Raw genomic sequence first — 12,433 nt, 5'->3', positions numbered from 1 at the left:
TTCATGAGGGAAAGCACTCAACTCGTCGGCGCAGGCCGGCATCCGGAACGTTTTGGTGGCCTGGTGAATACCCCGATCTGCAGGGCATCGACGATACTCGCGGGCAGCATGGCGGAATGGGAAGGCATGAAGCGCGCCCGCGCCGCGCAAGAGCCGGGCGCCACCACCTATGGCCGCTATGGAACCGCCACCGCCCACGCGTTCGAGGAGGCCATGGCTGCCCTGGAAGGCGGCCACCGCTCGTTGGTCTTTTCCTCGGGCCTGGCGGCCATTGCCACGGCGCTCACCGCATTGCTCAAGGCCGGCGACCATATCCTGGTGTCGTATAGCGCCTATTCCCCGACCCGCTCCTTCCTCGATCGCGTGCTTAGCCGTTTCGGGGTGGACGTACAGGTCTACGACCCTGCTTGCGGCAAGAGCATTGAATCGCTCATGCGGCCCAATACGCGCGTCGTATTTGTCGAATCGCCGGGTTCCGAAACACTGGAGATCCAGGATATCCCTGCCATCGCGGCCGTCGCGCACGCACACGGCGCCTTCGTCGTCATGGACAACACCTGGGCCACGCCATTGTTCTTCAAGGCCTTCGAGCATGGCGTCGATGTGTCCATCCACGCCGCGACCAAGTACATCGTGGGCCATTCGGATGCCATGCTGGGCGTGGTGACCTGCAACCAAGCCACCTGGCCCAAGGTCAAGGAGACGACGCAGGAAATGGGTCAGACGGCCAGTCCCGACGATATCTTCCTGGCGCTGCGCGGGCTGCGCACCATGGACGTGCGCCTGCAAAAGCACATGGCGTCGGGAATCCGCGTGGCCCAATGGCTGGAGCAGCAAGCGGAGGTCGAGGCCGTGGTGCATCCAGCGCTGCCGTCGCATCCAGGCCACGCCATCTGGAAGCGTGATTTCAAGGGAGCGAGCGGCCTGTTCACAGTGGTCCTGCGCGCAAGCGATGACGAATCAGTGGCCGCCTTTGTCGATGCGCTGCAGTATTTCGGAATCGGCGTGTCCTGGGGCGGATTTGAAAGCCTGGCCATACCGTTCAGCCCCGGAAAGCACCACGGCGATCGCTGGCCTCACAAAGGCAAGGCAGTACGCATGCATGTGGGGCTGGAGGATCCGGAAGACCTGATGGCCGACCTGAAGCAGGGTTTGGCTGCGATGGTTGCCTGCCAGGAGGCGCGGCAGCAAGATACTCGGAACGAAGTCGCCCGCTCGGCTTGAGCCCCTACCATTTTTGACTCGGCCATTATTGGAGATATACATGAGCAAGATGAAGATCACCGGGTCCTTCGTGGCCCTGATTACCCCGTTCAACAAGGACGGCAGCCCCGACTACGAAGCTTTCCGCGAGCTGCTGAAATTCCAGGAAGACAACGGCACCAGCGCCGTGCTCATCATGGGCTCCACGGGCGAGGTCTCCATGCTGTCGCAAAAAGAGCGCCAGGACATCATCGTGGAAACCGCGAAGATGAAAACCGGCAAGATGAAGCTCTTCTATGGCTGCACCGGCAACAACACCGAGGCAACCATGGATTACCTGCGCTTTGCACGGGCCAACGGCGCCGATGGCGCCATCCTGGCCGCGCCCGCCTACATCTGCGCCTCCGAATCGGACATCGAAAGCTATTTCCTCGAAATTGCCGACGCCACCGACCTGCCGCTGGGCATTTACAACAATCCGCCGCGCGTCAAGAGCGACCTGCACTGGGACCAGCTGCTGCGCATCTTCAAGCACCCGAACTACGTGGTCCACAAGGAATCCACCACGCGCGTGGGCCAGGTGGCGCAGGTGCTGTATGGCGCGCCCGACGTATCCGTGATGTGCTGCGATTCGCCCAACCTGGGCCTGGTCGTGCCGACCATGAGCCTGGGTGGCCATGGCACGGCCAACATGACCGGCAATATTGCTCCGGCAGAGTTGACCGAGATTTCCCAGCCCTGGACGTCGCCCGAGGTCAGCTTCAGCTTCCGCGAGTCCTATTTGCGCAATCTGCAGTTGCTGCACTACTCGTACTCGGCCATCAACCCGGTCGCCATCAAATCACTGATGAAGGCCGTGGGCCTGCCGGCCGGCGAACTGCGCAAGCCGCTGCGTGCGCTGGAAGGAGAACCCTTGCTCAAGGGCCTGCGCGCGGTCAAGGCGCTGGGCCTCGACAAGAAGTACGGCTGGAATTCGCTGCAGCTGAAGGCCGCGTGATCCGTTGCTGGACGAGTCCGGAAAGGACGTGCGTCGGAAGATTGTCCGCCCTGCGGCTTCCTGCTGACGGAACGCCTTTCCGGCCATTTGATGGCATGGCTCGGGCTGCGCCTTTGCAATAGGAAACGCTATGGATTTGGGAATTCGAGGCCGCCATGCGCTGGTTTTCGGCGGCAGCAAGGGTATGGGCCGCGCCTGCGCCCATCAGTTGGCGAGCGAAGGCGTCAACGTGACCATCGCGGCGCGCACGGAAAGCACGCTGTCCAAGACCGCTGATGAAATCACGGCGGCCACGGGAACCCGGGTCCGATATGCGGTTGCCAATATCACCACGGATGAAGGGCGGGAGGCGGCGCTTTCGGTGTGCCCCGCGCCCGATATCCTGGTCAACAATGCGGACGGGGCGCCGCCTGGTGACTTTCGCCAGTGGACCCAGTCTGATTGGCATGCGGCCCTTGATGCCATGGCCCTCGGGCCAATCGACATGATCCGGCGGGTCGTCGACGGCATGATGGAGCGCCGCTTCGGCCGCATTGTGAATATCGTTTCACGCAGCGTCAAAACCCCGCAGCTGGAACTCGGGCTTTCCAACGGCGCGCGCTCCTGCCTGGTGGGTTTTGTCGCGGGCCTGGCCCGCCAGACGGTGCGGCACAACGTCACCATCAACAACCTGCTTCCTGGAGTCTTCGCCACCGATGCGCAGCGCCATCACATAGAAGGAATGCTGGAGCCAGGCGGCAAGAGCTTTGACCAGCTGTGGACGGAGCGCGGATCCAACAATCCTGCTGGCCGCTACGGGGAGCCCGAGGAATTGGGCGCGCTTTGCGCATATGTCTGCGCCGCCCAATCCGGCTATATATGCGGCCAGAATATCTTAATAGACGGCGCAGCCTATCCAGGCACCTACTGATTCACCTACGATCATCCAGCTTTCCACACCGCCCCTCTTGCATGGATCGCGGGTCCGATGAGGGGCGTAGTACTCGTTGCCTAACCATTTTCAATGAGATCGTTCGCCATGCGTAATACCCCATTTCGTTCTCGCCGCTTTTGCATGAAAGGTATTGCGGCCGTTGTCGGTGGCTTGGCCGTGCTGGGTTCGGTGCAGGCGCAGTCGAAGTCGGACGCCTCCTATCCCACCCGCCCGATTACCATCGTGGTGCCTCACCCTCCTGGCGGTTCCGTCGACGGCCTTGCCCGTATTTTTGCCGTGAAGCTTGGCGAGGAGCTGAAGCAATCGGTCATCATCGACAACAGGGCGGGGGCGTCCGGGATGGTGGGCGCAGGCGTGGTCGCACGTGCTGCGGCGGATGGCTATACGCTGTACCTGAATGCGTCGATCCACAACATCAATCCGTTGCTGTATGGGAAGAAGATGACCTTCGATGCGGTGAAGGACTTCACCCCTATCAGCGGTCTCGCCCAGGGCGCACTGATATTCAGCGTGAACAACGATGTTCCTGCGAAGACCGTGCAGGAATTCGTCGGCGCGTTGAAGGCAGCCCCCAACAAATACAATTTCGCAACCACGGGCTTTGGTTCGGCGGGGCACCTCGCCATCGCGCAGTTCGCATATGAAGCCGGCCTTTCCGATCTGCAGATCCCGATCGTCCTCTACAAAGGCGGGGGCCCCGCCTTGACCGATTTGATCGGCGGGCAAGTTCACGCTCTGGCCGATCCGATGCTCTCCTCGCTGCCCATGGTCAAGTCAGGCAAGATACGCGCGTTGGCGGTCACCGGCGATAAGCGCAGCGCCTTGCTTCCGGACGTGCCGACGATGCGCGAAGCCGGGTTGAAGAATTTCGAGTTCTATTCCTGGTATGGCTTGTGGGCGCCCGCCAAGCTGCCGGAGCCGATACTCAAGAAGCTGGAGGTCGCCACGCAGAAAATCATGACGTCCGCCAGCATGAAGGAGCAGCTCGACAACCTCGGCTTTGAAAGCTCCTACAGGAACAGCGCGGACTTCGCGCAGTACATCCAGGCCGAGACGGCCAAGTACAGCGCCATCATCAAACAGGCCAATATCACCGCGGACTGAGGCTATTTCCCTTGCACCAGAGCGCCCCATCGAGGGGCGCTCTGAGCGCCGCGGCAACGCCGCGTCCCGCCTTGGCGCAGATGGCTATGCAGCACGATCCGATTTGACGATCGCCGGTATCTCCAGGGCCCGGACCAAAGGCGCTGCTTCTTCCCAACGCACCACCTCCACCAGCGCAGACTGGGCGCTGCTTCCCTGAGTCAAGCGGGAAGTGCCCACGTCGATCGTCAACACGTTGGGGTTGCCGTGTATCTCCAGATTCGCGTCGGCAGCGTCAAACCATGCTCCGGTAGGCAGGGCCACCACGCCAGGCTTGAGGTCGGCGTCGATAACCGCGGTTGCAAGGCACGCGCCACGGTCGTTGTAGACCTTGACGAGATCATGTTGCTCGATGCCCCGCGCTTGCGCATCCGACGGCGAGATACGCAGGGCTTCCCGGCCATTGATCTTGAGATCCACCGATGTCTTGCCGCCATCCATTTGGGAATGGAGCTTGCCCGCCGGCTGCGGGGTGAGCAGGTGCAGCGGCCATCGGGCTGCCTTGGGTGATCCAAGCCACTCGTCCGGCGTCAGCCAGCAGGGGTGGGGCGGACAGTCGGCATAACCGAATCCGGCGATTTTCTCGGAATACAGCTCGATGCGACCCGACGGCGTACGCAGCGGGTTGCTCTCGGGATCGCGACGGAACTCTTCGAACAGCACAAATGGTCTTTCAGGCTCGGGTATGCCCACGAAGCCCCGGCTCCAGAAAGCATCGAACTCAGGGGCGATATGGCCACTGCCGCGCCATTCCTTAGCCATGGCTTCGTAGATATGCCGCACCCATTCCATCTCGCCCCGGCCTTCGGTAAAACCATGTTCATAGCCGCCCAGCGCGGCCAGTTCCCGGTATATGTCGAAGTCATTGCGGCTGGAGCCGATCGGCGCCAGGGCCTGGTGCATGGCGAATACGTGGCGATCGCGCGTCGATCCGCCGATGTCATTTCTTTCCAGCGTGGTGGTCGCCGGCAGCACGATGTCCGAGCGGCGCGCCATGGGTGTCCACCAAATCTCGTGAGCAACTATCGTTTGCGGCCGGCTCCATGCCCGGCTGAATCGATTCAGGTCCTGCTGGTGATGGAAGGGGTTACCGCCGGCCCAGTACACCATCTTGATGTCCGGATAAGTGCCTTCGCGCCCATTGAATTCGTAGCGCTGGCCAGGCTGCAGCAGCATGTCGGTGACCCGGGCAACAGGAATCACCGAACCGGTCGGATTGCGCCCCGATTCCATGGCGGGCCCCGCAATCTCCATGCGCGGGTTTCCGGCGCCATTCATGGAGGCGTGTCCAAATGCAAAGCCCCCGCCGGGCAGCCCGATATGCCCCAACGCGGCGGCAAGCGCAATGCTTGCCCAGTACGGCTGTTCGCCGCGATGAGCGCGTTGCAGTGACCATGCGCAAGTCAGCATGGTGCGAACGTTGCGTGCCTGGCGCGCGAGCGCGCGGATCGTCTCGGCCGGGACATCGCAAATCACCTGGGCCCATTCGGGTGTCTTGGGGGTTCCGTCTGTCTTGCCTTCGAGATAGTCGCGCAAGGCCGGAAATCCAACGCAATGGAGCTGAAGGAACTCCGCGTCGTGGACGCCATCGGCGATCAGCGCCTGGATCATTGCCAGCATCAGGGCGGCGTCCGTGTTGGGACGAATGGGGATCCAGCGCGCGCGCACGCCGGCAGGCACATCCCCCCTGGTTGGGCTGATGACCACAAGCTCCATGCCCGCAGCCACCGCCCGTTCGAGCTGCCCGGGAACGGGATGGTCGCCGGCGCCGCCCGAGGTGATCTGAGTGTTGCGTAACGGCATGCCGCCGAATGCGATCAACAGCCGGGTATGGCTCGTGACACTGTTCCAGTCTGTCACACGGCCGGTCACCGGCGTATAGGTGCCGATCACATGGGGCAGCAGGAACTGCGCGGTGCCCCAGCTATAGTTGCCCGCCTGATTCGTAAACCCGCCGCCGGCGTTCAGGAACCGGTGCGTCTGGGTGCGCGCATGGTGCAAGCGGCCTGCCGATGACCAGCCATATGAGCCGCCGAAAATGGCCTCGCTGCCATGCTCAGTCCTCACGCGCTGGAGTTCTGAATGGACCGTCGCAAGGGCCTCATCCCAACTGACCTCGACGTAGTCGTCGCGTCCGCGCTCGCTCCCGTCGCACAGGTGCCGATCGCGCAGCCATCCCTTTCGAATGGCCGGCCGATCCACTCGTAGCGGCGAATGGACCATGGCAGGCATCGAGCGCAGGATGCCCGAGGGCGCGCTGTCATGGGCGAACGGCTCGCAATCGATCAGCCGGCCGCCCTGTGTGACCGCGGTGTATGCGCCCCAGTGTGAGAGCGAGGGGACGCGGCGAATCTGTTCAGTCATGATTTGACGAGGTCTTGGCCCCGGGGCACACGCATTTCAAGCATCCGGACCGATTGCGGATATTCAACGCGCCATTAATGCTAACAACACCGCCGGTGAATTTTTTTTCCATTCGCGCGGATTGGCGCCCGAACAATGAAATAAATTTCACTTCGGCCCCCTTTATTCTGGAATCCGGTCAGGCGTGACGCCGCCGGGCTCCGCCTTCCGATTACGCCCCAGATACCACGATAGACCAAGATAACCACGCCCATGAAAGTGCTCATTCTCGGATCCGGCGTAGTCGGTGCCGCAACGGCCTACTATCTTTGCCGCGAAGGCCACGAAGTCGAGGTCGTGGAGCGCCACTCTGCGGCAGGAATGGAAACAAGCTTCGGCAATGCGGGTGGTTTGTGTCCGAGCTTTGCAGCGCCATGGGCTGCGCCGGGAATGCCGATCAAGGTACTGAAGATGGCGTTGAAGGCCGATGCCCCGGTGCGCTTTTCGCTCTGGCCGGAATTTGAGAGGCTCCGTTGGACCAGGCGATGGCTGATGGAATGCAACGCGCCGCGATTTCGCATCAACAAACTGCGCATGCAGCGCGTGGCCCACTATAGCCTCGCTTGCCTGAAACAGCTTATGGCCGAGACGCCGATCGCGTTCGATTTTCATGCGGGCGGCGTGTTGCAGCTATTCCAGACCGAAGCGGAGTGCCAGTACGGCAATATTGCCGCCAGCGCACTGAAGGAATTCGGCATCCCTCACAGTGTGTTGAACGGGCGCGATGCGCTGGCGGTCGAGCCGGCCTTGCGAGACGCCACCGCCAAGATCGCGGGCGGCCTTCATTTGCCATCCGATGCCTCCGGCGATAGCCACGTCTTCTGCCAGGCATTGGTCTCTTGGCTTCAGAGTGCAGGCGTGAAGTTCCGCTTTGATACCGACGTGCGGCGATTGCTGCATGAGGGCGGACGGGTGGTGGGCGCCGAGACCTCTAGCGGCGTGCTGAAGGCCGATGCCACGGTTGTTGCCTTGGGCAATCAGGCCCCGGCATTGCTTGCGCCGTTGGGGATCAAGCTTCCCGTATATCCGCTCAAAGGCTATTCCATTACCGCGCGCGTGACCCATGCCGAGCAAGCGCCCAACATGTCTGTCATGGATGAGCACAACAAGGTCATGATTTCCCGACTGGGCAACAGAATCCGTGCGGCGGGCATGGCGGAACTGGTCGGCCATGACTTGTCATTGCAGGCAGGACGCAAGGATGTGCTGGTCCGAGCGGTGCGCAGCCTGTTCCCAAATGGCATCGACTACGCGAACGCTACCTTTTGGGCAGGCCTGCGCCCCATGACGCCGGATGGTCCCCCCATACTCGGAATCTCCGGTTGGGACGGGCTGTTTCTCAATAGCGGGCATGGCTCGAACGGGTGGACCCAGGCATGCGGAACGTCCCGCGTCGTCGCGGATCTGGTATGCGGTCGCAAGCCTGAAATCGACCTCGATGGACTCACGATTGAGCGCTTCCGCAGGTAGTATGCCGATTCAACCCAGGCACTTTCGGGTCAAATCGAGGGCCTGCGCGGCTGATTGGCGAACGCTGGTCTACAGATGGAAATCGCCCGCGGCTTCCGGCTGGTAAAGCACTTTCCTGATCCCGATCCGGCGGGTCCGGTCCGAAATCCTCCAGTCGATGGCATCCCCCTCCTGATAGCCCAGGATGGCGGCGCCGACGTCGGAGCACACGGAGAACTTCCCGGCGCTGCTGTCCGCGTCTTCAGGGTAGACCAGAGCCACTTCCATTTCTTCGTCGTCCAGCTGCAGCAAGGCCCTGGAGTTCATCGTCACGACGTTCCGCGCCACCTGTTCCGGCTTGACGACGATGGCTCGCTCAAGCTCGTGCTCGAGTTCGACAACCGCGGGGCCTTGCTCGAGGTCTATCAGATTCCTGAGCCGGGCCTTGTCGATTTCGGTGATGTAGATATCAGTGGAGTCGCCAATGGCGCCTTCGCGCAAGAGCCGGAGATAGCGCCCCGCTGTCATGGAAAATGACTTCAGTGTCGGCGTTTCGCTTTCAAGCAGAAAGCCGGTGCGCAGAAAGGTTTTCAGCGAGCGCGCGTTGTCCGGGTGGATCTTGGCGATGAGCTTCTGGGCCCGCATGTCGAGGAAGGCCAGTTTCATGCCTTCGCGGATCGTGCTGGCGCCGAGGTTTCGGCCCCAGTTGTCGCAGTCTCCGATGACCAGGACGATCTCGCAGTCCGGGCCGGTCTTGACGAGGCGGACGAAGCCCACCGGGACGTCGTGCCGGTCATAGGCCATGAAGAACCGGCCGCCCTGGTTGAACAGATGGGTCAGGATCGGCAGCTGAGTCCGATCGATGGCTTGCTCGATGAAGCGGGAGACATGGCGCGAATCGCTCAGATAACAGGTAACGCGCTCATCTTCCAACCAATCCATCAGCGTCAGCGCGTGTGTCCGGGTAATTTCCGGGCACAGCGAAATGAAAGGCTTGTTCATCTTCACCACACTTATTCGTAAAGGATGAAAGCCCTTCATGGCGATGGCCATGACGGTTCTTTCGACAAACCGGGCATTTTAGGACGGAATGCGGATGGATGCCGTACGGCCCCGGAAAGGCCGTCGCCAGCAAATTCAGGGAGGCGCACCACATGGGATGGATCCTGCTCCATTGCATGACCCATGCCCCGAACTCCACGAACAGTTTCCCTAGGCCTCCCTGCCATACTGCTCCATCTTCCACCGTGCCCGCGGCCCACGCTGCGTGTACTCGCGCCGGTAATCCGCGGGCGTCAGGCCGAACTTGCGCTTGAAGGCGCGGCGGAAGGCCGCGACATCCAGATAACCGCAGTCATTGGCAATATCCTCCACCGAGCGCAGCGTCACCTCCAGCCACATCTGGCTCTTCCGCATCCGGATATCGGTGAGGAACTCATGAGGCGTTATCGCCAGATGCATCCGGAACAGGCGCGCCAGGGTTCTTTCGCTGACCGCCGCATGCTGTGCGGCATCGCCTATCGTGACGGCTTCCTGCGCATGCGCCAAAAGCCACTGCGCGGCCCGATACAGCGGGCTGTCGCGCGTGAGGCCGCTGACCTTCTCGATGGGCAGCGTCGATGCGATGAACTGCCGCGTCGGATCGAAGACGAGCTTGTCGCGCGACGCGCCGGCCAGCCCGGCGATGCCCGTGCGCTCCATCAGCTCGAGCACACAGTCATAGGCCAATGACGGCGTACCGGCCAGCAGGATGCGCTCGTTGGCCCAGACAATCGGATCGTTGGCGATGGCCAGGTCCGGATGGGCGCGCGCGAATCCCGACTGGTACGCCCACTGCACCGGCGCTTGCATCTTGTCCAGGACGCCAGCCGCCGCCACCAGCCAGACGCCGGTGCCGACCGCGCAGACATAGCGCTTGTCGGCCACGGCGCTGCGGATCTCGCGCAGCACGGCTTCGTTGCCCGCCACGCTGGCGCGCAGTTGCGGCACCGAGACCGTTTCCAGGGGCGGCACGAAAATGGCGCGCTCCGTTGCCGAATCCGGTGCGCCCGGCGGCAGAAAGCATTGGTGTTCGGATGCAGCGTCCGTTCCCGCCGGCAGGTCTGCGCCCGCGAGGCGCCAAGTCACCGCATGGCCGGACGCTTGCCCGCTGCGGCTGCGGGCAATGCCGTTGGCGGTGCGAAAAGTATCGATCGCGGCATGGATGGGGCCGTTCAGCCTGCCGGCTGGCAGCAGCAGGTCCACATGCAGCGGGTAGTTGTCTGGAGCGGCACCCATGATGTCTGTTTGGAGCGCGGTGTTTCCGCAGGGGATCGAACAAAATCAACACGCAGATATTAGATCAACCGATCCCTCCGAGGAGCTTTTTCGTGCCTTATGCAACCGCATCCGACGACACCCGCATCTACTACGAAACCTATGGCGACGGCGCGCCCGTCCTGTTCATCCATGGCGGCGGCGGCAACACCATTTGCTGGTACCAGCAAGTGCCATTCTTCGCCGGCAAATACAAGGTCATCGTGATGGACCTGAGGGGGTTCAAGAACTCCCCGTGCGCGCCGGAGCGCAACCATCCGCGCCATTACCCCGCGGACGTGCTGGCCATACTGGATCAGGAAGGCATAGGCAAAGTCAACCTCGTGTGCCAATCGCTGGGCGCATGGGCTGGCCTGCCGCTGGCCGTGAAGCACCCGGAGCGCGTCCAGACGCTCTTCATCAGCGGCTCGCCGACGCCTGCCTATTCGCCCGAGACCTGGGAGATCCTGTGCAAGGCCGGCAAGACCTTCGATGACGGCCGCCACGACCTGCGCAGCAAGAGCATAGGCTGGAACCGCAGGAACGTCGAAGCCCAGCCCCAGATGCTGCACCTGTATGGCTGTATCAAGGCGCTCAATCCCAAGGGATTCCTGGCGCTGACCATGCAGGCCGACGACGTCAAGATCCACCCCGCAGAATTCGACGGCTACCGCGTGCCGACCTTGATGACGGGCGGCAGCCACGATGATTTCCTCACGCCGGAAAGCCACCATCTGGTCGCGAGATTGCTCCCCAACAGCCGGAAATACACCTTTGAGGATTCCGGCCACTCTCCGTACTTCGAAACGCCGGACGAATTCAATCGCGTGGTGCTTGAGTTCCTGGACGCGCACAACTAGTTCGTGATTTCCGCAAGGAGGAGACCAAATGCTTGCCATCAAGAAAACATTGAAACTTGGGCTGGCGTGCGCCATGGCGCTGGCTAGCCTGGCCGCCATGGCGCAGGCTGGCTATCCGGACCGGCCCATCCGCTGGATCGTTCCCTCGCCGGCCGGCGCGCCTATCGACGCCATCGGACGCAAGCTGGGCGAACTCATGTCCGCGCGGCTGGGTGCGCCCGTCGTGATTGAAAACAAGCCCGGCGCCGGCAGCACCATCGGCGCTACCGAAGTCGCGCGGGCCAAGCCCGACGGCTACACCTTGATGTTGAGCGTCGGCGACGCGCTCATCTCTTCGGTCGTCACCATGAAGGTGCCCTATGATCCGCAGCGCGACTTCACGCTGATCAGCAAGATAGCCGCGTCCGGTCCGGTGCTCATCGCGAACAAGAACATGCAGTCCGGCGATCTGGCCAAAGCGGTCAAGGAGGCCCGGGCCGCGCAGGTTCCGCTGGCCTATGGGTCGTACGGCCCCGGCTCGTACCCGCAGCTGATCATGGAGAGCCTGGCCAGGCAGTCTTCGGTGACGTTCATCGAAGTCCCCTACAAGGGCTCGCCGCCGGCGATGACGGATCTGCTGGGCGGGCAACTCGCATTCACCTTCACCTCCACCAGCATCGCGGCTCCCATGGTCGCGGACGGCAAGGTCAAGGCCATCGCCGTCATCGGCGACAGGCGCTCGGCGCTGCTGCCAGAGGTGCAGACCTTCGCCGAAGCGGGATACGACGCCTTCATATTCAAGAACAAGGCCTGGGTCGGTTTGAGCGGTCCGGCAGGCATGCCCGCGGATGTGGTGCAAAAACTCGCGACGGTGGCGCAGCAGGTGGTGCACGATCCGGAGTTCGGCAAGTATCTGGCAAACATCGGTTTCGATGCCGTAGGCAATTCGCCCGAGGAATTCCTGCGGGAGTACCGGGAGGAATATGCGGTGGTGCCGGGGCTGATCAAGGAGCTTGGCGTGGCGGCGCATTGATCATCGGACACTTTCGGGATATCAGGGCCTTCTGATACGTATTCGATATCAAATATCAAATTCTTAATATTAGACAGCCCCACCCAGCACGCCTAAAGTCATCCGCTGGACCCCAAGGCCAGGACCGCCGCCTAGAG

The 12,433-nt window shown here is 62.2% G+C and carries 10 protein-coding genes; 7 read left to right on the top strand and 3 right to left on the bottom strand.

Annotated features, from left to right (window positions below; genetic code table 11):
* Nucleotides 1-3: 3 nt before the first annotated feature.
* From metC to WBB14_RS15865, 4 genes are all read left to right on the top strand, one after another.
* Complete coding sequence (gene metC, locus WBB14_RS15880) at nt 4-1,224, top strand: cystathionine beta-lyase (RefSeq protein WP_424240713.1); 1,221 nt, start codon at nt 4-6, stop codon at nt 1,222-1,224.
* Nucleotides 1,225-1,264: 40 nt separating this feature from the next.
* Nucleotides 1,265-2,200, top strand: coding sequence for a 4-hydroxy-tetrahydrodipicolinate synthase family protein (locus WBB14_RS15875; RefSeq protein WP_088158300.1), 936 nt, complete (start codon nt 1,265-1,267; stop codon nt 2,198-2,200).
* Between the two features lie 130 nt (nt 2,201-2,330).
* The gene (locus tag WBB14_RS15870) at nt 2,331-3,110 is read left to right on the top strand and encodes an SDR family NAD(P)-dependent oxidoreductase (protein WP_424240691.1); all 780 of its coding nucleotides are present in this window, start codon (nt 2,331-2,333) and stop codon (nt 3,108-3,110) included.
* Between the two features lie 108 nt (nt 3,111-3,218).
* Complete coding sequence (locus WBB14_RS15865; protein ID WP_424240690.1) at nt 3,219-4,238, top strand: Bug family tripartite tricarboxylate transporter substrate binding protein; 1,020 nt, start codon at nt 3,219-3,221, stop codon at nt 4,236-4,238.
* An 84-nt stretch (nt 4,239-4,322) separates the two neighbouring features.
* Here WBB14_RS15865 and WBB14_RS15860 read toward each other — a convergent pair whose 3' ends face one another.
* On the bottom strand, nt 4,323-6,641 hold the full coding sequence (locus WBB14_RS15860; RefSeq protein WP_424240689.1) for a molybdopterin-dependent oxidoreductase: 2,319 nt from the start codon (nt 6,639-6,641) through the stop codon (nt 4,323-4,325).
* A gap of 252 nt (nt 6,642-6,893) precedes the next feature.
* Between WBB14_RS15860 and WBB14_RS15855 the strand changes: the two genes are divergently transcribed.
* Nucleotides 6,894-8,150: a D-amino acid dehydrogenase gene (locus WBB14_RS15855; RefSeq protein WP_424240688.1), complete on the top strand. Its 1,257-nt coding sequence runs from the start codon at nt 6,894-6,896 to the stop codon at nt 8,148-8,150.
* Nucleotides 8,151-8,219: 69 nt separating this feature from the next.
* Here the strand turns inward: WBB14_RS15855 and WBB14_RS15850 are convergent, their stop codons facing one another.
* Together WBB14_RS15850 and WBB14_RS15845 are read right to left on the bottom strand one after the other, a co-directional pair.
* On the bottom strand, nt 8,220-9,182 hold the full coding sequence (locus tag WBB14_RS15850) for a GNAT family N-acetyltransferase (RefSeq protein ID WP_424240687.1): 963 nt from the start codon (nt 9,180-9,182) through the stop codon (nt 8,220-8,222).
* Between the two features lie 159 nt (nt 9,183-9,341).
* Nucleotides 9,342-10,406 (bottom strand): GlxA family transcriptional regulator, encoded by a 1,065-nt coding sequence (locus WBB14_RS15845; protein WP_424240686.1) that lies wholly within the window; start codon nt 10,404-10,406, stop codon nt 9,342-9,344.
* 92 nt (nt 10,407-10,498) lie between these two features.
* Between WBB14_RS15845 and WBB14_RS15840 the strand changes: the two genes are divergently transcribed.
* Together WBB14_RS15840 and WBB14_RS15835 are read left to right on the top strand one after the other, a co-directional pair.
* Nucleotides 10,499-11,284: an alpha/beta fold hydrolase gene (locus tag WBB14_RS15840; protein ID WP_424240685.1), complete on the top strand. Its 786-nt coding sequence runs from the start codon at nt 10,499-10,501 to the stop codon at nt 11,282-11,284.
* A 28-nt stretch (nt 11,285-11,312) separates the two neighbouring features.
* Entirely contained in the window at nt 11,313-12,296 is a 984-nt protein-coding gene (locus WBB14_RS15835; RefSeq protein ID WP_424240684.1) for a tripartite tricarboxylate transporter substrate binding protein, read from the top strand.
* The last annotated feature ends 137 nt before the right edge of the window (nt 12,297-12,433 follow it).

This window comes from Achromobacter sp., assembly GCF_049647645.1.
GTDB lineage: Bacteria > Pseudomonadota > Gammaproteobacteria > Burkholderiales > Burkholderiaceae_B > Achromobacter.
This window is presented reverse-complemented; position numbering and strand designations above follow the sequence as displayed.

Bases quoted from the DNA above. Each gene is read 5' to 3' on its own strand.
- metC (WP_424240713.1), top strand. From the start codon at position 4: ATGAGGGAAAGCACTCAACTCGTCGGCGCAGGCCGGCATCCGGAACGT.
- WBB14_RS15875 (WP_088158300.1), top strand. From the start codon at position 1,265: ATGAGCAAGATGAAGATCACCGGGTCCTTCGTGGCCCTGATTACCCCG.
- WBB14_RS15870 (WP_424240691.1), top strand. From the start codon at position 2,331: ATGGATTTGGGAATTCGAGGCCGCCATGCGCTGGTTTTCGGCGGCAGC.
- WBB14_RS15835 (WP_424240684.1), top strand. From the start codon at position 11,313: ATGCTTGCCATCAAGAAAACATTGAAACTTGGGCTGGCGTGCGCCATG.
- WBB14_RS15865 (WP_424240690.1), top strand. From the start codon at position 3,219: ATGCGTAATACCCCATTTCGTTCTCGCCGCTTTTGCATGAAAGGTATT.
- WBB14_RS15855 (WP_424240688.1), top strand. From the start codon at position 6,894: ATGAAAGTGCTCATTCTCGGATCCGGCGTAGTCGGTGCCGCAACGGCC.
- WBB14_RS15860 (WP_424240689.1), bottom strand. From the start codon at position 6,641: ATGACTGAACAGATTCGCCGCGTCCCCTCGCTCTCACACTGGGGCGCA.
- WBB14_RS15845 (WP_424240686.1), bottom strand. From the start codon at position 10,406: ATGGGTGCCGCTCCAGACAACTACCCGCTGCATGTGGACCTGCTGCTG.
- WBB14_RS15850 (WP_424240687.1), bottom strand. From the start codon at position 9,182: ATGGCCATCGCCATGAAGGGCTTTCATCCTTTACGAATAAGTGTGGTG.